General features: G+C 47.3%; 15 protein-coding genes and 2 tRNA genes. 8 read left to right on the top strand and 9 right to left on the bottom strand.

From position 1 onward, the window contains the following. Positions 1-129: 129 nt before the first annotated feature. Both B5Z18_RS06295 and bioA read left to right on the top strand, forming a co-directional pair. The gene (locus tag B5Z18_RS06295; RefSeq protein WP_079468525.1) at positions 130-2,529 is read left to right on the top strand and encodes an ATP-binding protein; all 2,400 of its coding nucleotides are present in this window, start codon (positions 130-132) and stop codon (positions 2,527-2,529) included. Between the two features lie 45 nt (positions 2,530-2,574). Continuing rightward, the gene (gene bioA, locus B5Z18_RS06300) at positions 2,575-3,855 is read left to right on the top strand and encodes an adenosylmethionine--8-amino-7-oxononanoate transaminase (protein ID WP_079468526.1); all 1,281 of its coding nucleotides are present in this window, start codon (positions 2,575-2,577) and stop codon (positions 3,853-3,855) included. A 49-nt stretch (positions 3,856-3,904) separates the two neighbouring features. Here bioA and B5Z18_RS06305 read toward each other — a convergent pair whose 3' ends face one another. From B5Z18_RS06305 to sppA, 5 genes are all read right to left on the bottom strand, one after another. Next, complete coding sequence (locus B5Z18_RS06305; RefSeq protein WP_079468527.1) at positions 3,905-4,399, bottom strand: DUF2911 domain-containing protein; 495 nt, start codon at positions 4,397-4,399, stop codon at positions 3,905-3,907. 104 nt (positions 4,400-4,503) lie between these two features. Beyond that, positions 4,504-5,034 carry an SRPBCC family protein gene (locus B5Z18_RS06310; RefSeq protein ID WP_079468528.1) on the bottom strand — a complete coding sequence of 177 codons (531 nt, stop codon included), beginning with the start codon at positions 5,032-5,034 and terminating at the stop codon, positions 4,504-4,506. Positions 5,035-5,046: 12 nt separating this feature from the next. Next, positions 5,047-5,577: an SRPBCC family protein gene (locus B5Z18_RS06315; RefSeq protein WP_079468529.1), complete on the bottom strand. Its 531-nt coding sequence runs from the start codon at positions 5,575-5,577 to the stop codon at positions 5,047-5,049. A 39-nt stretch (positions 5,578-5,616) separates the two neighbouring features. Then, positions 5,617-6,723, bottom strand: a complete 1,107-nt coding sequence (locus B5Z18_RS06320; RefSeq protein WP_079468530.1) for an ABC transporter permease — start codon at positions 6,721-6,723, stop codon at positions 5,617-5,619. A gap of 255 nt (positions 6,724-6,978) precedes the next feature. After that, a complete protein-coding gene (sppA, locus tag B5Z18_RS06325) occupies positions 6,979-8,730 on the bottom strand; it encodes a signal peptide peptidase SppA (RefSeq protein WP_079468531.1) in 1,752 nt (583 codons plus the stop codon). An 86-nt stretch (positions 8,731-8,816) separates the two neighbouring features. On the opposite strand from sppA, the gene folK reads away from it, so the two are divergent. Then, entirely contained in the window at positions 8,817-9,302 is a 486-nt protein-coding gene (gene folK, locus B5Z18_RS06330) for a 2-amino-4-hydroxy-6-hydroxymethyldihydropteridine diphosphokinase (RefSeq protein ID WP_079468532.1), read from the top strand. Positions 9,303-9,318: 16 nt separating this feature from the next. Further along, a complete protein-coding gene (locus B5Z18_RS06335) occupies positions 9,319-9,948 on the top strand; it encodes a deoxynucleoside kinase (RefSeq protein WP_079468533.1) in 630 nt (209 codons plus the stop codon). Here B5Z18_RS06335 and B5Z18_RS06340 read toward each other — a convergent pair. Further along, entirely contained in the window at positions 9,943-11,193 is a 1,251-nt protein-coding gene (locus B5Z18_RS06340) for a BaiN/RdsA family NAD(P)/FAD-dependent oxidoreductase (protein ID WP_079468534.1), read from the bottom strand. The two genes, B5Z18_RS06335 and B5Z18_RS06340, sit on opposite strands and share 6 nt — an antisense overlap. Before the next feature lie 122 nt (positions 11,194-11,315). Between B5Z18_RS06340 and B5Z18_RS06345 the strand changes: the two genes are divergently transcribed. Beyond that, the gene (locus tag B5Z18_RS06345; RefSeq protein WP_079468535.1) at positions 11,316-13,775 is read left to right on the top strand and encodes an MG2 domain-containing protein; all 2,460 of its coding nucleotides are present in this window, start codon (positions 11,316-11,318) and stop codon (positions 13,773-13,775) included. Positions 13,776-13,838: 63 nt separating this feature from the next. Here B5Z18_RS06345 and aspA read toward each other — a convergent pair whose 3' ends face one another. Then, positions 13,839-15,242, bottom strand: a complete 1,404-nt coding sequence (aspA, locus tag B5Z18_RS06350; protein ID WP_079468536.1) for an aspartate ammonia-lyase — start codon at positions 15,240-15,242, stop codon at positions 13,839-13,841. Positions 15,243-15,378: 136 nt separating this feature from the next. Here aspA and B5Z18_RS06355 point away from each other — a divergent pair, with 136 nt between their 5' ends. Then, positions 15,379-16,479, top strand: coding sequence for a lipase family protein (locus B5Z18_RS06355; RefSeq protein WP_079468537.1), 1,101 nt, complete (start codon positions 15,379-15,381; stop codon positions 16,477-16,479). On the opposite strand, the gene B5Z18_RS06360 is transcribed toward B5Z18_RS06355, so the two are convergent. Both B5Z18_RS06360 and B5Z18_RS06365 read right to left on the bottom strand, forming a co-directional pair. After that, complete coding sequence (locus tag B5Z18_RS06360) at positions 16,476-17,018, bottom strand: hypothetical protein (protein ID WP_079468538.1); 543 nt, start codon at positions 17,016-17,018, stop codon at positions 16,476-16,478. The two genes, B5Z18_RS06355 and B5Z18_RS06360, sit on opposite strands and share 4 nt — an antisense overlap. Before the next feature lie 107 nt (positions 17,019-17,125). Next, a complete protein-coding gene (locus tag B5Z18_RS06365; protein WP_079468539.1) occupies positions 17,126-18,331 on the bottom strand; it encodes a hypothetical protein in 1,206 nt (401 codons plus the stop codon). 432 nt (positions 18,332-18,763) lie between these two features. On the opposite strand from B5Z18_RS06365, the gene B5Z18_RS06370 reads away from it, so the two are divergent. Together B5Z18_RS06370 and B5Z18_RS06375 are read left to right on the top strand one after the other, a co-directional pair. Further along, positions 18,764-18,837 (top strand) — tRNA-His (locus B5Z18_RS06370). Between the two features lie 128 nt (positions 18,838-18,965). Further along, positions 18,966-19,039 (top strand) — tRNA-His (locus B5Z18_RS06375). Positions 19,040-19,153: the final 114 nt, after the last annotated feature.

The raw sequence follows: 19,153 nt of genomic DNA on the forward strand, positions 1-19,153 counted from the left end.
ATTCCTTGTTCGTTTCTCCGGTTAATTCCCTAAATTTATTTCCACGGTATTATCTTAACGATGTAACCACACCGGTATTCATAATCTGGCCTTTTTTTTTAATCCTGAATATTAAAACCAACATCGCTCATGCTGGCTACTGCAGCGCTGCGTCAACAAAAGTTACTGGACATCATTGGTAGTATTCCTGCAGATTATACAGCGCAGGAACATCCCGTTAATGCCGTTCAGCAACTGTTAGGACAACTGATGGAACTCACAGGCAGCACTTACGGTTTTGTGGGAGAATTGAAGAAAAGCGATACGCCTTCACAACTGCATACCATTACGATCATTAATCATGCGCCGGAACACAGCTGGAACTTCACGCCTGCCCTGCAGGAGGTGGCCTCCAACGGGCAACCGCTGATAGTGCCGGCAGGAGATAGCACGCCCGCATTTATCGGGTTACCGGTTGCCTGCCAGCAGCAGGTGCTGGCCATAATAGGACTGGCAGGCAACACCAGCGGCTACTCTGCAGATACCGTTACTTTCCTGCAACCACTGTTGCAAATTTTAGGGCATCTTCATTTTCACGCCCTCCGGGAAAGGGAAACCAGACAGCTGCAAACCGATTTTATCCGGTTAAAATCAGAGTGGGATTTGCTGATGCTTACCCTGGATGATATTTTATTTGAGATGAATGACCAGAAGATCTTCACCGGGATATGGTGCAGCAACGACAGCCTGTTGTTCCGGCCCAGGGAAGAAGTGATCGGCAAAACCATTAAGGAAGCACTGGGCGAACATGCCGGCACTTTCGACCGGCTGACAGATAAATTGCTGGAAACAGGAGAAAACCAGGAATTTGTGTACCCGGATATCAGGCAGGGGCTGCAAAACTGGTACCAGCTGAAGTTGCGGCTCATCAAAGATAAGTCGCCCGCCCCACGGCGCATCCTGCTGATGATCCGGAATATCTCGGAAATTGAAAAAAAGAACAACAGCTACCTGCAGGCACAATCTGAACTCCACCGGAGTAACCAGCTGCTTGGTATTTGCCAGCAGATGGGTAAAATGGGGGGATGGGAATTCAATGTAGCCACCGGCGAAACCTACTGGACCCGCGAAGTGTATGAACTGAGAGAGGTACCGCACGACTACCCCCTCACCTTTCATTCGTCCGTTGAGTTTTATCATCCGGACGACCGGTCCGTTTTCATTGCCGCCAGGGAAGCGCTGATCCAACATAAGAAGCCGTTCGACCTGGAACTGCGGCACCTTTCTGCCAAAGGCAAACTCACCTGGATGCGTACCATTGGCAGGGCGGTATTTGACAACCAGGGGCAACTTACGCACTTCAGGGGCATTATCATGGATATTACTGATAAGAAAGATACAGAACTGGCGCTCACCACTGCCCGGGACAACGCACAGAAAGCTGCGCAGTCGAGAAGTGATTTCTTATCCGTAATGAGCCACGAAATCCGTACGCCCCTCAATGCCATTATCGGCATCGCCGGTATCCTGGGGGAAAACCCGGCAGCAGAACAGGCGGAAGTGGTGCGCAGCCTGGAATTCTCTGCCCACCACCTGCTTGGACTGATCAATGATATCCTCGACTTCAGCAAAATGGAGGCAGGGAAAATTGAACTGGAAAATATTCCGTTTGATCCGGAAGCCCTGCTCACGGGCCTTATGCGTAACTACCAGCCAATGGCGGCCGGCAAGGGCATTGAACTGATTTCCCGGCTTGATCATTTGCCGGCCACCCTGAAGGGCGATCCGGTAAGATTATCGCAGGTACTCAATAACCTGTTGAACAACGCCATCAAATTTACCAGCGCGGGATCAGTTACACTGGATGTACGCCGGAGAAATGCCTCCGCCGGCGCCTGTACCCTTTGCTTTGCCGTAAAAGATACCGGCGTGGGCATTGTCCCTGAAATGCAGGCTAAAATATTTGATACGTTTGTACAGGAAGATTCAGCCACTACCCGCCATCATGGCGGCACAGGGCTTGGACTCGCCATCACCAAAAAACTGGTGGCGCTCCACAACAGCAACATCATCCTGGAAAGTAAAAAAAATGAAGGTACCACCTTCCGTTTTGATATCAGCTTTACAATACCTGAAACAGCGCGCGGTCCTATGCACAAGAAAAATAAACACCGGGAAGGTTATCTGAAAAATATGAAGCTACTCGTAGTAGAAGATAATTCCATCAATATCCGTATCCTTGAATTGCAGCTGAAAAATTCAGGCGCACAGATTGAAACAGCCAGTAATGGCAAACTGGCGCTACAAAAAATACAGCAGCAATCTTTTGACGGTATTATACTCGATCTGCATATGCCGGAGATGAATGGCTACGAAACGATTCCGCACATTCAACAGCTACAGCCGGATGCTTTTATCATTGTATTAACGGCCGACATTATGCCGGAAGTAACCGAACGACTGGCCCGTTTGCATGTAAAAGACATGCTGCCCAAACCTTACGCAGCAGAGGATCTGCTGGAGATACTGGAGCGGCACCGGAAAACATAACCTCCTTTTATAGTACCTTCGCGCCTGCACCAACAGCCAGCAATTATGCAAACATCTTCTTTGTCGGCCCGTGATCTGGACGTGATCTGGCACCCTTACACCCAAATGCAAACCGCGCCTGCACCAATAGGCATTGTACGCGGTGAGGGGGCTTTGCTTTTCGACGAAAACAATAACAGCTATATAGATGCCACCTCCAGCTGGTGGGTGAATATTCATGGTCACGCGCATCCGCATATTGCGCAGCAGCTGGCCGCCCAGGCGCTGCAACTGGAACACTGCATTTTTGCCGGGTACACCCATCCGCCGGCGGTTCATCTTGCGGAGCGATTACTACCGCTGCTTCCCGCCAATCAACGCCGCGTTTTTTATTCAGACAATGGCTCTACTGCCATAGAAGTAGCCCTGAAAATGGCGATCCAGTACTGGGATAACAAAGGCACACCCAAACATAAGATCCTGGCTTTTCACAACGCCTATCACGGTGATACTTTCGGCGCCATGAGCGTGAGTGGCAGAAGTGTGTTCACCCGCGTTTTTGATGACCGCCTGTTTGATGTTCAGTTCATTGAAGTGCCCACTGCGGAAAACATCTCCCAAATAATAAACAACATCATTGCACTGCAACCGGAAGATATTGCCGCCTTTGTTTTTGAACCGCTGCTCCAGGGCTCCGGTGGCATGGTGATGTATGATGCGGCCGCCTTTGAACAGCTGCTGCAGTTTTGCGCCGCTAAAAATATACTGCTGATTGCAGATGAAGTGATGACCGGCTTTGGCAGAACCGGTAAAAATTTTGCGATGGAATACCTGCAAACGCCACCGGATATTGTTTGTCTTTCCAAAGGGCTTACCGGCGGCACAATGGCGCTGGGCGTAACTACCAGCACTGCAGCGATATATGAAGCCTTTCTTTCCACAGATAAGTTGAAAACATTATTCCACGGGCATTCTTTCACCGCCAACCCGCTGGCCTGCACGGCCGCATTGGCCAGCCTGGACCTCTTTACGGATCCCGCCTGCGCCGCCAACCGGGAACGCATACACGAAAAGCATGCAGCCTTTCTGAAAGAGTTGTTTACTTATACCGTTATAAAAAACCCAAGATTGCTGGGTACCATCCTGGCGTTTGAAATAGTAACGGCTAACGCCGACGGTTACACGAATGCGTTGGCGGATGAACTGCACCGCTTCTTCCGGGCCAAAAGAGTGATGCTGCGCCCGCTGGGCAATACCCTTTATATACTGCCGCCCTACTGCATCACCAACGAACAATTGGAGGAAGTGTACAACAGTATCCGGGAACTGGTGGCTACCTTATCATAAAAAAGGGCACAGACGCGGTGTCTGTGCCCTGATATTTTTCCCGGTAATATTATTTAACCGGTACAGATACTTTAGTGTCATCCCATTCAAATACCACGGCATTACCGGGTAAAGTGAAGGTGAGTTTTTCTGCTGGTGTAGACAGTTTTTCGCGTGGTACTTTCACGGATACTACGTCTTCGCCTTTGTTCTTGTCGTAATCATAAGCGCCCCATTGACCCAGTTTACCATTCAGGATAACGGTCCAGGTTTTAGGATCAGGAATAGAGAAGAAAGTGTAAGTACCTGCTTTTACAGGTTTGCCGCCAAATACCACGTCTTTGCTGAAAGTGATCAGGGTGGCTTCATCAGCACCGGTGCGCCATACTTTACCAAAAGGTTCCAGTTTGCCAAAAATTTCGCGGCCTTTCTTGGAGGGCTGGCCGTATACTACTTTAATACCGTTGGCTTCTACTGTAACGTGGGGGCTTTTACGTGCCTTCTCCTGAGCAAAAACGAGGCTGGTAAAGGCCAGAAATAAGGTTGCCAAAAAGAAATGTTTCATTTTTTTAGTTTTTTCTGTAAGAAGTTGTTGAGATACGACAACAATTTAAATCATAAAAACCATCGTAAACAAAACTATTGGATCAATGGTAAAATAACTCCATATTATTTTCCTTCACAGATCCGGCTCAGCTTCGTCAATCCGTCGTTCATGGCCGGGCCGTATACTCTGTCGGCTACAAATCCCCTTAATTTCCACCACGGCAGCATGCCCAGTTTAATTTCCATATGCCAGAAAATGGCGGTGGCTTTGCCATCCGGCGTTGGCTTCAATTCTATGCCTCCGTTTACAGGACGCACGCTTTTAATATCGAGCAGGTAATGAATTCCTTTGGCCGGATCGCTGTCCAGTACCGTTACCTTACCGCTGTTGAGTTTTCCATCCCAGCTGTACCAGGCGCCGGGTCCGGACGGCGGATCGGAGTATACCAGGGTGGCGGTAGTATCGGGGCGGGTCCAGGGGTTCCAGGCATCCCAGGCTTTCAGGTTACTGATATGTGCATATACCGTATCAACAGGCGCCCGGATAACACCTGTACGCTCTACCACTGCTGTAGAAGGAAATGCCAGCGACAGCCCGAAAATCACCACGCCTAAAATGATCACACTGATCAGTAACAACTTAATAAACCGCATAGAAAAAATATATTATCCTTTAAGGAGCCGCTTTATGTTTGCCAGTCCTTTTTCAAAGTCCTTTCCTACCCATTTGTCCATCATCAGCCCCATCACTTTCCGGATGGGGTGTTGCCCCATATCGCACACCATTCCCCAGGTAACCAGGGTGCCGCCATTTACAGGATCCAGCCTGAAATAGCCTTTGGTAACGCCCATACCCATAAAATCGATGTGGGTGGCCACCTGCTGATCGGGTTTGGATTCCGTGATGGTCATATGCCCCTTCCCTACGTTCCGGTTGCGGCTTTCCCAGCTATAACCGGCGCCCACGCCACTTTCCTTTTCCCCGTAAGTAATTTTAACGTTGGGGTCCTGTTCTTTCCAGGGCGACCATAGCTCCCAGTTACGGGCTACGTTCACCAGCGGGAAAATATCTCCCGGCGCAGCCGTTATTACCAGCGAACGCTCTACCTTGATGGCAGAAGACAGGAATAAACTGAAAATGAAAAGCCCCAGCACAAGGACAATGAACGCACCCAGGATAATGAAAAAGGCTTGCATGTGACTGGATTTAGGTATCACAAAGCTAACGAAATCGCCTTATTCCCACTTGAATACTTTCACGGCTACCGCATATACGACAACACCCCATAAAGTAAGGATGGCAATATCCCAGCCAACATGCCAGAGATGCAGCCCTTCAAAAGCCACTTTTCTAAGGGCGTCTATCAGGTAAGTGAGCGGCATGATCTTACAGATCGGCTGCAGCCAGCCCGGGAAGGAATCTATCGGGAAAAAGGTGCCCGCCAGCAGGAATTGCGGCAGGGTAACAATATTGGCCAGCGGCGGAATAGTACTTTCGTTTTTTGCCAGGCTGCTCACCACAAAACCAAAACCCATAAATACCAGCAGCCCGAATACGGATAATACCAGCATTTCCAGGAAGGTGGCAAAGCCATGTACCAGCGTAAAACCAAAGGCAAAATGCCCCAGCGCAATAATCACCACGGAGCTGATGAGCTGGAAGATCATCCGGCTCAGCGCTTCTGCCAGTACAATATAAGTGCGTTTGATGGGCGTGGCAAAGAAACGCTTGAGTACCAGCGTTTGGCGCATATTATAAAACAGGAAGGCCGTACCAAAAACAGCGGCACTCATCAGGGCAAAGCCCAGCTGACCAGGTAAAATAAAGTCGATGGTCTTAAATTCACGCCCCGGTACCTCTGTTTGTGTAAAAGTGGCTACCGTAGGGCGTTTATACGTTTCATCATCCAGTTTGCCGGCGATGCTTTTCAGCACCGATAACAGGGTTACTTTTTTTGCGGCATCGGAGGCGGTAGAGGTCCGGATATTAATATCATAAGCAGTTACATGATCAGCCCCCTCTTTTGGCACAATGTTCAGAATGGCCACCAGGCGGCCTTTCTTCAGATCATCTTCCATTTCCGCTTCGGGCTGATCGGCGACCAGTTTCAGCGTACCGGCATGCGACAATTCCTGGTAATACCTGCTGGTAATATCAGTCCGCCGGTCCACTCCCACTTTAACGGAAACAGTACTTTTACCAATAAACCCAAACACCAGGATAAATACCAGCGGAAAACCCAAACTGAACACTACTGCGGAAGGACTACGGAAAATACCTCTTAAACTTCCTTTCGTAATGGCCAGCATGGCCCTCAACTGACTGTACTTAGCTCCATTCATCTGATTCTGCTATTTTAAAAACCGGCGGTAAAACTACAACGTTTTTCCAGCTTTTAGTAAAAAATGCAGCGGAGGTTGTCTTTCTCCCGATTAACTGTGATTATGCTGATTTAGGGATTTGATCACTTTTGATTTTAAAAGATTAGGGGAGATATAAGCGGATTCGCTTATATCTCCCCTAATCTTTTAAAATTTATAAAATCCAAAAAGTAAAATCAAAGTAATCAGCATAATCCTGAGAAAGACAAAATACGCTTAGAAATTATATTTAAACGGCATTCTTGCCTGGATATCGCCATGCAACTGCTGTACGTCCTTTACCTGCTGGTAAATTTCGTAGTTGGCGCCCAGTTCCTGCTTTACCATCTGCGCGCGCATGTTGCCGCTAAAGGTTTGTACCAGCCTGCTGATCGAGATTTTTGACTCCGGATATTCGCGTAAGCGGTACTCCGACAGTTTAGCCAGTTTTGCGGCACAGGCCAGCGCTTCGTTGATACCACCGATACGGTCTACCAATCCCAGTTCCTTTGCCTGCAGGCCACTCCATACGTGCCCCTGGGCAATACTGTCCACGATAGCGGGGTTCAGCTTCCTGCCGGCTACCACCCGTGATTTGAAAGAAGCATAGGTACTGTCAACACCATTCTGGATAAAGCGCTTCTCTGCTTCGGTAAGCGGACGGCCCATAGAACCAAGATCTGCATAAGGAGCAGTTTTAACGCCGTCGAAGGTAACACCCACTTTATTTTTGAAGAAGTCCTGCATATTAAACATCACACCAAATACGCCGATAGAACCGGTTAAGGTATTAGGTTCTGCAAAAATGCTATCAGCCATACAGGAAATGTAGTAACCGCCGGATGCTGCGTAGTCGCCCATAGACACCACTATCGGTTTCACTTTCTTTGCCAGCGACAATTCGCGCCAGATCACTTCAGATGCCAGTGCGCTACCGCCACCGGAATTCACCCGGAACACGATTGCCTTTATATTTTTATCTTCACGGGCTTTGCGGATTTCACGGATATAATCCTCGCTCGCAATGGTTTTATCCCGGTCTGATTCTCCGCCTATGATATCGCCCTCCGCATAGATCAGCGCTATCCGTCCTTCGCCACTGCCGGAAGAAAGGTCAGTACCGCTGTTATATTTTCCGAGGGTCACCAGGCTTACTTCCTCATCCTGTTTAATGCCCGTTTTGCTTTTCAGTTCTGCCACTACTTCATCATCATACTTCAAACCATCTACCAGCTTATATTTCAGTGCATCGGCCGGTTCCTGGATAAGATTCTCATTGGCATAGCCATGTAAAGTAGCTGTATCAATATTACGCGCAGTGCCTATTCCTTTCAGGAAGGTGCCATACAGCTCTCCCAGGAACTGGGTGGTTTGTATACGGTTGGCCTCTGTCATCTGTGTTTCACGCAGTGGCTCTGTAGCGCTTTTGAATTTTCCGCAGTAAAAAATTTCCGGTTTGATTTCCAGTTTATCCAGGGTTCCCTTCAGGAACATCACCTGGCTGGCAAAACCGGTAAAATCGACTCCACCTTTTGGGTTCAGGTAAACTTTGTCTGCCGCGCTGGCCAGGTAATAGGCGTTCTGGTCCATCACTTCTCCATATGCGTATACAAATTTTTTGGACTTCCGGAAACGGAGGAGCGCATTGCGCAACTCCTCTGTACTGGCAAAGCCGTTGGGGTTACCGTTTACTTTCAGATAAATGCCTTTGATGTTGTCATCACTGGCGGCATTCTCTATCAATCTTACCAGCTGATACAACCCAGGGGGTTCTGCTGATTCGTTGTTTATCAGTTTGGCGAGTGGGTTAACTACATTCTGCTCGTTGTACGACTGCCCCGTTTCGAGCACCAGTACGCTATTGGGGGAAATTGTTACCTTTTCAGGGGTAATAGCCCTACCTATCATTATCAGCAATATAAAGAAGCATATTGCCGTAAATGCTATGAATGCAAGGAATGAGGCCAGGAAAACTTTAAAGAAACGCATACTTTTTTGTTAAGATGAAACTGAGATAGAAAGATACATTTTTTCAAAAATAAGGAATATGGCTACTTTTGAGTCCTGAAATATACATGAATACAGCAATATTACTTATAGGTGGCAATTTAGGTGATCGTACCGGGAACCTGCAAAAGGCGGTACAATTGATTGCTGAAACAGCCGGAGAGGTGGTACAAACCTCAGCCTTATACCAGACCGCTCCCTGGGGAGCCGTGGATCAACCGGACTACCTGAACCAGGGAGTGGAGATCCGCACATCATTGGATGCACTAACGTTATTGCATACACTTTTGGAGATAGAAAGAAAGATCGGCCGTATCCGCCAGGAGAAATGGGGATCGAGGGTAATTGATATCGACCTGATCTTTTTCAACGACAGCATTCATTCCCTGCCGGATCTGAAAGTACCGCATCCGCGGATGCATCTCCGGCAATTTGTGCTGGTGCCTTTAATGGAAATTATCCCGGACTATATGCACCCCGTGCTGCATAAAACCGTGAGGGAGCTGGCAGCCAGCTGTCCGGATACATTACCTGCAAACCGTTACCTGGATTAATTTTAAACCCATTTTCATGCACTATAGATTTATTACGGTAGAAGGAAATATTGGCGCCGGCAAAACTACGCTGGCCAACATGCTCGCTACCCATTTCTCTGCAAAACTGATATTGGAAGAATTTGCAGACAATCCATTTCTCCCTCTTTTTTATGAACGCCCGCAGCAATACGCTTTTCCGCTGGAACTGTTTTTTATGGCAGAACGGTATAAACAACTCAAGGAAATGCTGCAGTCGCAGGACCTTTTCAGCGATGTGATCATTTCCGATTACCTCTTCATTAAAAGCCTGTTGTTTGCAAAGATTAATTTACCGGAAGAAGAATATTCCCTTTACCAGAAACTTTTCGATATCATCAATCCGCAGCTGGTGCAGCCGGAGCTGCTCATCTTCCTGAATGCGCCGGTTACAAAGCTGCAGGAAAATATCCGTCACCGCAACCGCTCCTACGAGCAGCAAATACCCGACGAATACCTCCTGAATGTGCATGATATGTACATGCAGTATATCAAGCAACATCCCGTGCGCACACTGATGATAGATACTACCAAAGTGGATTTCCTCCGGCAGCCGGAAGATTTCGACCACCTGCTGCTGGCGCTGGAAAAAGAATACGAGCCGGGAGTGCATTATCTTAAACTATGATGCGGATGTTGTCATCCGCTGCGCAATGGCGCTGGCGGCCACAAAGCCGCTTGTCCATGCGTGCTGGAAGTTGAAGCCGCCGGTAATGCCATCTACATCCATTACCTCACCGGCGAAGAACAGGTTGGGTACCAGCCGGCTTTCCATGGTGGCCGGGTCTATTTCACTGAGCGTAATACCGCCGCAGGTAACAAATTCCTCTTTAAAGGTAGTTTTACCTTTCACCGGGAATTCCATGCTTACCAGCAGCTTCATTAAACGGTTCTGGTCTTTCGCCGGAACATCCGCCCATCTCATCTCTTCAGAAATACCTACCTGTTGCAGCAGGAATTGCCATAAACGCTGTGGTAAGCTGAAAGGGTTTTTATTATATATCTTCTGCTTTCCTAATTCAAAACGCAGGTCCTGCCAGTGTTCCCGCAGGGTATTTTCATTGTAGGAAGGAATCCAGTTAACGATAGCGGTAAAAGTATATTGCAGTTGCTGCAGTTCCCGGGCGCCCCAGGCCGACAACCGCAATACAGCCGGACCGCTCATGCCCCAGTGGGTGATCAGCAAAGGGCCTTGTTCCTGCAGTTTGGTACCGGCCACTTTCACCTGCGCATTGGTGGCTACTCCCATCAGGCCCGTAACGGGGTTGCCCGGCATATTAAAGGTAAACAGGGATGGCGCCGGTGGCACAATACTATGACCCGTTTGTTCCAGCCAGGCAAATTTACCCGCCTGCGCGTAGCCTCCGGCAGCAATACATAAATAGTCGGCGGTAAGCGCAGGGCCTTGCTGCAATTGCAGCTCCCAGCGCCCGTCGCTGCCCTTTTTAAAGGAAGTTACTTCTGTATTGGTGCGGATGTTAAGATGATATTTATCAGCTTCCCGCAGGAGGCAGTCGATGATCGTTTGGGAGTTATCTGTTACCGGGAACATCCGGCCATCGTCTTCCGCCTTCAGCGCTACCCCTCTTTCCCCAAACCAGGAGATGGTATCGGGCACAAAGAACCGGGAAAACGATTTCTTTACAAAGTTCTGGCCGCGGGGATAGCGTTTAGCCATATACGTAATGTCAGGCGCATTGTGGGTTACATTGCACCTCCCGCCGCCACTCACCTTTACCTTCGATAACAGCTTGCCTGTTTTTTCCAGCAATACTACTTCCAGTTGCGGGCATAGGCGGGCCGCATTTACCGCACAAAAAAAACCGGCAGCACCGCCACCAGCTATCACTAAACGTTTCTTTCCTGAACTCATTAAAATCTTGTTAAAACCGTAGGTTGAACACGCAATAATAACAAACCTGCCGTAATCTTACTGATTAAATCTTCCAAAGTTTATATTTTTGACATATATTATACCCGCTCAAACTATATTGCATGCAATCGAACCTGAAGAAAAAGCGACAACATCTGAAATGGATAATACCAGCCGTTATGTTAGGCGGCGTAATGAGTGCATTGGCTGTACAAACGCGCCCTACTGACTGGTCCGACCGCATTATAAAGGCATTACAAACCTTCGGCAACCGTTACCCGGCCGAAAAAGTATATCTGCATCTTGATAAGGACTACTACGCAGCCGGTGAAACCATCTGGTTCAAAGCCTATCTCACCCTGCAGGGCATGCCTGCCACCACCGCCACCAACCTGTATGTGGAGCTGCTGGATAAAAACAATAACATTGTACAAAAGAAACTATTTGCCGTTGGCAACGCCGGCGCACCCGGTAACTTCGATCTGCCGGAAACGCAGAAAGCAGGCGTATACCAGCTAAGGGCTTATACCGCCTGGATGCTCAACTTTGATCCCGCATTCAGTTATACCCGGACCATAGAAATCTTTGATCCTTCCAAAAAAACACAACCGGAAGCCGATAGCGCCACCACACCGGATTTTGCTGTACAGTTTTTCCCTGAAGGCGGTAACCTGATTGTGGGTCAGCCTAACGTGGTAGCCTTTAAAGCCATCGATAACAATGGTTACCCGGTAGAAGTATCCGGCGCCGTAAAAGACGCGAAAGGCGCTAACAGCGCAGTGATCAAAACCCTGCACGATGGTATGGGATCTTTCGAGATCACCCCCGCCAATGCACAGGATATCTTCCAGGCAACGGTAAAAAACAATAAAGGACAAACCAAAACGGTGCCCCTCCCCGCAGCAGTAGCTGCCGGCGCCTCCCTGAAAGTATTCAATAAGGGCAGCCGTATCTTTTACCAGGCTGTACCCGGCAACGTAACCGATACCTCCATCAACGATCTTGTGATCATTGCCCAGATGGGTAGCCAGCTGGTGTACAAAGCCAACCTGGATATCGGGGAAGGCCGCATCAGCGGATTTATCCCCGCCGATCATCTTCCATCAGGTATTATCCAGATCACGCTTTTTGCTAAATCAGGCATGCCGCTGGCAGAACGCCTTGCTTTCGTCCGCAAAAATGACCTGATGCAGATAGATGTACTGGACGCAGATACCCATAAGGAGCCCAGAACAAAGAATGCCTTTGAACTGAGATTACCCGATACCATGCAAACAAATATCTCTGTAGCTATTACAGATGCAGACGCGGTACCGGTAGATAAAAATTCCAATAATATCATCTCTACTTTCCTGCTCACCTCCGATATCAAAGGTTATATCTACAATCCATCGTGGTATTTCCGTAATGATGCCGACTCTACCCTGAAAGGCCTGGACCTGGTGATGATGACCAACGGTTGGAGACGTTTCAGCTGGGAAAAAATCATCAATAACGAATTCCCCGAAGTGAGGTTCCCATACGAACAGGGATTACTCATGAAAGGAGTAGCCACCATGCTCAATGGCCGCCCGATGCCTACCGGTAAACTGGATATGATCATCCGTCTCCCGATAGACAGCTCCTCCATGTTTGCCTCTACTCCCATCAACGATAAAGGACAGTTTGAGATGGCCAACATGGTATTCCCGGATACCGCTTACATCTACTACCAGGGCAACGACCTGGTGAAAAAAGGCGTGGATGTAAACGTGAAATTCGATAATCACTTCTTTGAACGTCCTACACAAATTAAGATTCCTTACCCGCTGCGCATACCGCCTGCGGTTGATAATAATGCACTGAAACAATTCCTCGCCAATGCGGCGGAAGGCAACAAGGTAAACCGCTCCATCAATAATAAAACGGTGTACCTGCAGGAAGTAAACGTAAATGCGAAAAAAGTGAAGCCGGAAGAAACCACGGAAAAACGTTACGCTTCCGGTATGTTCTCCGGTGGTGATGGCTACTCTTTCGATTTAACAAAAGAAACACCCATTGCACTCAACGTATTCCAGTACCTGCAATCCAAAGTAGCAGGGCTGCAGATTACAGGCGATTATAACAATCCAACACTTTCCTGGCGCGGTGGTGCACCGGGATTATATCTCAATGAAATGCAGTCGGATGTGAGTATGCTGAGCACCCTCTCCATCCAGGATATTGCGCTCATCAAAGTATTCCGTCCTCCGTTTATGGGTGGCTTCGGCGGCGCCAATGGCGCTATTGCGGTATACACCAAAAAAGGCGGCGATAATTCACCTAAAAATGATCCAAGTATCAGGGGCTTTAAACTGTATAAAAAAGCAGGCTACCAGATCGTGAAGCAATTCTATTCACCGGACTACTCCGTGAAAAAAGAAGTACACGCATTACCTGATAAACGCCTCACGCTTTACTGGAATCCGAACGTAGCCATAGACACGCTGACGCACACCGCCAGGGTGGAATTCTACAACAATGATTTCACTAAGCGTTTTCGTTTAGTCGTGGAAGGTATAGGTGAAGATGGCAGTGTAGGCCGACTGGAACAGGAGTTTTAGCCGTGCGGCTGTTATCTTTTCCCGGGTTAAACGAACCGGGAAAAGATAACAGCCGCGTTGGTTTTATTGTATAAACTGGGGTCTGATAAGGTTATCAAAAGTGAAAATTTCATCCCACTTTTCCTGCGTCACCCATTTCTTTTCTTTTACGGCGAGGTCGTGCACCGACTTACCCGTTTCCAATGCTTCTCTTGCAATAGCGGAACATTTCTCATAACCGATGATCGGGTTGAGCTGTGTTACAATACCGATACTTTGCATCACCATGTCCCTGGTACGGTCGGCATTGGCAGTGATGCCTGCCACACATTTATCTTTCAGTGCTCTGCATGCGTTATTCATATAGGTGATAGCGGTGAACAGCGCGAAAGCAATGGTAGGCTCCATTACATTCAGTTGCAGCTGACCTGCTTCCGCCGCCATTGTTACCATAAGGTCGGCGCCAATTACATAGAAAGCAGTTTGGTTCACCACTTCCGGGATTACCGGGTTTACTTTTCCCGGCATGATAGACGATCCAGGCTGCATGGGCGGGAGGTTAATTTCGTTCAGCCCTGTCCGTGGTCCGGAAGAAAGCAGCCTCAGGTCGTTACATATTTTAGAGATCTTTACCGCCGTACGTTTCAGCACACCGGATAATTGTACATACGCGCCGGTATCCACGGTGGCTTCAATAAGATCTGCCGCCAGCACGAGATCCAGGCCGGTAATAGCCGCCAGGTGCTTGGTTACCAGGTCTGAATATCCTTTGGGCGCATTTACGCCGGTGCCTATAGCGGTAGCCCCCATATTGATTTCAGAGATGAGACGTTTGCTGTCTTCCACCCTGGATAATTCTTCATTGATGTTGGTAGCGAAAGCCTTGAACTCATCGCCCATGCTCATGGGTACTGCATCCTGCAACTGGGTACGGCCCATTTTCAGTACGTTTTTAAACTCCTCTCCTTTTGCCTGGAAAGCCTCTCCCAGTTCACCCAGGGTTAATTTGTAGCCGGTAAGTTTATTGATCAGTGCAATGCGGAAGGCCGTAGGATATGCGTCGTTGGTGGATTGTGAGCAGTTCACATGATTATTGGGGTGACAGAATTCATACTGCCCTTTTTCTTTGCCCATCATTTCAAGCGCTACATTGGCAATTACTTCGTTGGCATTCATGTTTACAGAAGTACCTGCACCGCCCTGTATCAGATCGCTGAGGAACTGGTCATCAAATTCGCCGGCAATCACGCGGTCGGATGCTTTGATGATGTATTCTGCAATATTTTTATCGAGCACGCCGAGGTCGCGGTTGGCCATAGCAGCGCCTTTCTTCACATAGCCCAGGGCCTGCACAAACATGGGTTCCACTTTGAGTGGAATACCGGTAATATGAAAGTTTTCTATTGCACGAAGGGTTTGAATACCATAGTATACATCCTGCGGTATTTCTTTTTCTCCCAGGAAATCGTGCTCAATTCTCTTTGCCATATTTAAAGTAATTTAGGCCTGAAAGTTAAACGGATTTAGAACAATGAAAGCATTTCAATTGTTTTATTTTATCTTAAAGTGCAGCGCTTTTGTTACTATTCATTTGTAATTGGTCATTCATAATTTGTTATTTTCTATGGGGTTTCGTATTTCTCTGCTCTCTTTTCTAATTTTATTTTCCGTAAGAAGTAATTGTTTTGCGCAGCACCTGTCACCCAATTTCAATGCCGCCGAATACGGTGAGTTGCTGAAGTTGGCGGAACGCTCCAGGGACACCCCGTGGACCAAAGTAAAAAGCAGTCCGCCCGTTGATTGTGAGCTGGTATACCGTTCCCCGGAAACAGGATTGGTAAACCGCTGGGATCTCTGGAAAAGAAAAGACAATGTAGGCATCATCTCCATCCGTGGTACCAATGGCACAGCTGCTTCCTGGCTGGAGAATTTCTATGCCGGTATGGTCCCGGCACAGGGCGTCGTAAAATTAAACGACAGCACCACCGTACCCTATAAAGTGGCAGAAGATTCCAGGGCGTATGTACATGCCGGGTGGATGCTGGCGGTGGCAGCTATGGGACCGGAAATGATACAAAAGATCAATGAGTACTATCATCAAGGCATACACGAATTTATCATTTTCGGACATAGCCAGGGAGGCGCCATTTCTTTTTTAATGCGTTCCTATTTTCAATATGCGCCCGGTTTGCCGAAGGACATTGTTTTTAAAACATATGCCAGTGCAGCGCCTAAGCCGGGTAACCTCTATTATGCATACGACTTCGATTTTATTTGCCGCGATGGCTGGGGACTGCGTGTAGTGAATGCACGCGACTGGGTACCGGAAACACCCTTCTCTTTGCAAACAACGCGCGACTTCAATACCGTGAATCCGTTTACTGATATCAAAGGCGCATTAAAAAAGCAGAAATGGCCGGTGCGGGGTGCGTTGAATTATATGTACGGCCGGCTGGACCGTCCTTCCAAAAGGGCTTCCAGGCGTATGCAGCGGGTATTGGGCAACTTCGCCTACAAGCGGGTAAAAAAAATACTGCCGGAGTATCAGCAACCGGATTTCGTGGCCAGTCACAATTATACGCCGGCAGGCACACCAGTGATCTTACATCCCGTGAACGGTTACGATGAAAAGTTTCCGTTCGACGGAAAAAATATCTTCATTCATCATTTACCGGAAACTTACCGGTGGGAACTGGAACAGATCTATCATATAGAAGCCCATTAATCATTACCGCTTTTTTCGCCGGTAAACCAGTGTTCCTTATCCCTGAATAATACATTGAAAGTAGTGAGCGACCCATAGATGCGGGTAATGTACTGCTGCATGTTCACCTTTTCTTCATCGGTGAGTACTTTGTGGCTGTTGATGTTTTGCTCCAATACGCGGAGGCGGTCGCGCAGCATCACTATTTTATGGAAGAAGGTATCGATGGGCAGCTCTTTCGCTTTCAGCGTGGTATCGCCGGGTTGAAGAATAAGGGTACCACCTTTCCAGCGGTCGCCCAGCGGCACTACTTCCGTAATACCTCCCCAGAGGCGCAGGATCTTCAGCAACGACGTTTCCACATCTGAAGCGGTTTCCACTTCCGGGGTTACATTTTCTGCCACCAGTACTTCAAACAACGGGTCTGTTTTATCAATCATCTTAATACCATGATCCATAAATGTAACACGGTATTGGGCATATTTAACAGCCACAATAACGCCCTGACCAAAATGTGCGTGCTGCACCCGGGAGCCAACGCCGAGAGTTAGTTCTTCCATTTCTTTTTACGTAAACATAAATAATTCCGGGGAGTTTCTGAAAATGGGAAAGGGGAGATGAAAGCATCAGCAGCTTCCATCTCCCCTTCTCCTGAATTATTTAAATGCTATTCCTTTACCTTGTTAAGAAAGTACGATAACTTAAACAACAACTCATCCTGTAAACCTGCGCGCAGTTTGGCTTCCTCGTCGGTAATACCTAAACGGCGAAGGCGTTGGTAATATACATAAGAGCCGCCGATCAGTTCCAGGCATTCCTGTATTTTACGTTTTACTTCTGCTTCTTTGGTTCTTTTTTCAAATTCTTTTTTTGTAAGAATTTTATCTACAAAGTAGAAGTGATCTTTATCTTCCACCCATTTATTTCCTTCCCTGTGCTGGGGTTTATATACTTCCAGATAGCAGTTGTCCAGTTTCAACACATCGCCGAATTCAGCGCGTATATCAATTACCGTTGGTTTCTCCGCAGCTGGATTAGCCAGGCGTTTTTTAATATGATTGCTGATTTCAACACCCAGTTCATCGCTGCTCATCAGGATCTGGTTTAGCTCTGAAAATTCCAGGCTGATAGTGATGCGGGCGTATCCCCTGCCGCTTTTTATTTTACCAAACAGGCTGGGAGTGGTTTGTTCATCAAAGATGATATCTTCCACCTGTACTTTGGTAATGGTTTTATAGTTGGGTGTATAACCATCTTCCAGTGGTGTAGCACGTTTATTCACCAGCCTGGACGGTTCCTGGCGGCGGGTAAACTGAATGAACTCGTCGATAAAGCGCAGTTCATGTTTCTTCAGTTTGGTGTACAGTTCGTGGGTGGTATGGTTATGTATTTTACTGAGCAGCATCAGGTCGTTCCAGCTGTCGAAATGCTGCATTTTCTTCAATTCGTCGAGGATATCCCCGGCGGCCATATTGCGGCGGTAAAAAAGCTCTCCAATGAGGAATAGGGCATATTCCTGTGCGGGGTATCCCAGCTCGGGCAACACATCGTAAGCACTGCGTTTTTGTTCGCGGGCGCTTTCAAGCAGGTCAATGTCGGACATAACAGGCGCCAATAGATACTTACGTGCGGCCGTGCGTAATTTTTTACTTACATAGTCCAGCAACTGGTCACTCACATGGCCATGATGCACGAAATCATGCAGTATCTGCACAAAGCGCCGGGATGTAGGCAATCCAAATTGTGAAAGAATATCGTTTTCCATGTCCAGCACGTCCTCAAAACCAGGCTCCTCCTTTCCAGGCTTCACCCGTTGGTCCATTTGCTGGTAACGCTGATAGTACTCCTGCAACTTCAGTTTAAGCTGATCCATAATGTATATACAATTAAATATTAAATACTTGCTTTTATTTCAGTTAGTAGAAAAAGGGATTTTGTTAAATATTTCCTGTCTTGGTTAACTTATCCGGACTAAAGGGCATTAAATCGCCTGAAATCAGGGATTTCTTTGATGCCATAAAATAACATCCTACTGATTATTAATCACTTATAAAAATGGGAATGGAATGGGAAAGTGCGCAAAGATACACCTTTTCCGGAAGTTCCAATAGAGGCGCTTGTTAATGTTAGGAGCGGTTCTTTTTAACAAATGAAAACGATTTTAATATTGGGTTTCATTTGCAGAATATGATCTATACGTAATCCCTTGAATTTTTTTTATTCAAAGTATTTGGAATTTAAAAATAGTTTCGCTTATCTTTGCACTCCCAACAACGAAATAATACACGAAATTGACGATAAAACGGTGGTTGTAGCTCAGTTGGTTAGAGCATCAGATTGTGGTTCTGAGGGTCGAGGGTTCGAAACCCTTCAATCACCCAAAAAACAAAAAAGGCTTCTGTAAAAAGAGGCCTTTTTTATTTTCTGAAAGTACTAAAAAAATTCTTGGCCAGATAAAAGTTTCACTTATATTTGCACTCCCAAAAACGGGGTAACCGTTGAACATGGTGGTTGTAGCTCAGTTGGTTAGAGCATCAGATTGTGGTTCTGAGGGTCGAGGGTTCGAAACCCTTCAATCACCCAAAAACAAAAAAGGCTTCTGTAAAAGGAAGCCTTTTTTGTTTGTATAAACTTTGTTCGAAGTTTACTATATAATTCATCTTTCAACAAAGCTCTCTCCTCTAACCAAAAAATT

This window comes from Chitinophaga ginsengisegetis, from assembly GCF_900168065.1.
Classification (GTDB): Bacteria; Bacteroidota; Bacteroidia; order Chitinophagales; family Chitinophagaceae; genus Chitinophaga; species Chitinophaga ginsengisegetis.

What these genes read in the sequence shown, in the direction of transcription:
- B5Z18_RS06340 (WP_079468534.1), bottom strand. Translation starts at nt 11,193, where the DNA reads ATGAGTTCAGGAAAGAAACGTTTAGTGATAGCTGGTGGCGGTGCTGCC.
- B5Z18_RS06295 (WP_079468525.1), top strand. Translation starts at nt 130, where the DNA reads ATGCTGGCTACTGCAGCGCTGCGTCAACAAAAGTTACTGGACATCATT.
- B5Z18_RS06345 (WP_079468535.1), top strand. Translation starts at nt 11,316, where the DNA reads ATGCAATCGAACCTGAAGAAAAAGCGACAACATCTGAAATGGATAATA.
- B5Z18_RS06355 (WP_079468537.1), top strand. Translation starts at nt 15,379, where the DNA reads ATGGGGTTTCGTATTTCTCTGCTCTCTTTTCTAATTTTATTTTCCGTA.
- B5Z18_RS06335 (WP_079468533.1), top strand. Translation starts at nt 9,319, where the DNA reads ATGCACTATAGATTTATTACGGTAGAAGGAAATATTGGCGCCGGCAAA.
- folK (WP_079468532.1), top strand. Translation starts at nt 8,817, where the DNA reads ATGAATACAGCAATATTACTTATAGGTGGCAATTTAGGTGATCGTACC.
- B5Z18_RS06320 (WP_079468530.1), bottom strand. Translation starts at nt 6,723, where the DNA reads ATGAATGGAGCTAAGTACAGTCAGTTGAGGGCCATGCTGGCCATTACG.
- B5Z18_RS06360 (WP_079468538.1), bottom strand. Translation starts at nt 17,018, where the DNA reads ATGGAAGAACTAACTCTCGGCGTTGGCTCCCGGGTGCAGCACGCACAT.
- B5Z18_RS06305 (WP_079468527.1), bottom strand. Translation starts at nt 4,399, where the DNA reads ATGAAACATTTCTTTTTGGCAACCTTATTTCTGGCCTTTACCAGCCTC.
- B5Z18_RS06315 (WP_079468529.1), bottom strand. Translation starts at nt 5,577, where the DNA reads ATGCAAGCCTTTTTCATTATCCTGGGTGCGTTCATTGTCCTTGTGCTG.
- bioA (WP_079468526.1), top strand. Translation starts at nt 2,575, where the DNA reads ATGCAAACATCTTCTTTGTCGGCCCGTGATCTGGACGTGATCTGGCAC.
- sppA (WP_079468531.1), bottom strand. Translation starts at nt 8,730, where the DNA reads ATGCGTTTCTTTAAAGTTTTCCTGGCCTCATTCCTTGCATTCATAGCA.
- B5Z18_RS06310 (WP_079468528.1), bottom strand. Translation starts at nt 5,034, where the DNA reads ATGCGGTTTATTAAGTTGTTACTGATCAGTGTGATCATTTTAGGCGTG.
- B5Z18_RS06365 (WP_079468539.1), bottom strand. Translation starts at nt 18,331, where the DNA reads ATGGATCAGCTTAAACTGAAGTTGCAGGAGTACTATCAGCGTTACCAG.
- aspA (WP_079468536.1), bottom strand. Translation starts at nt 15,242, where the DNA reads ATGGCAAAGAGAATTGAGCACGATTTCCTGGGAGAAAAAGAAATACCG.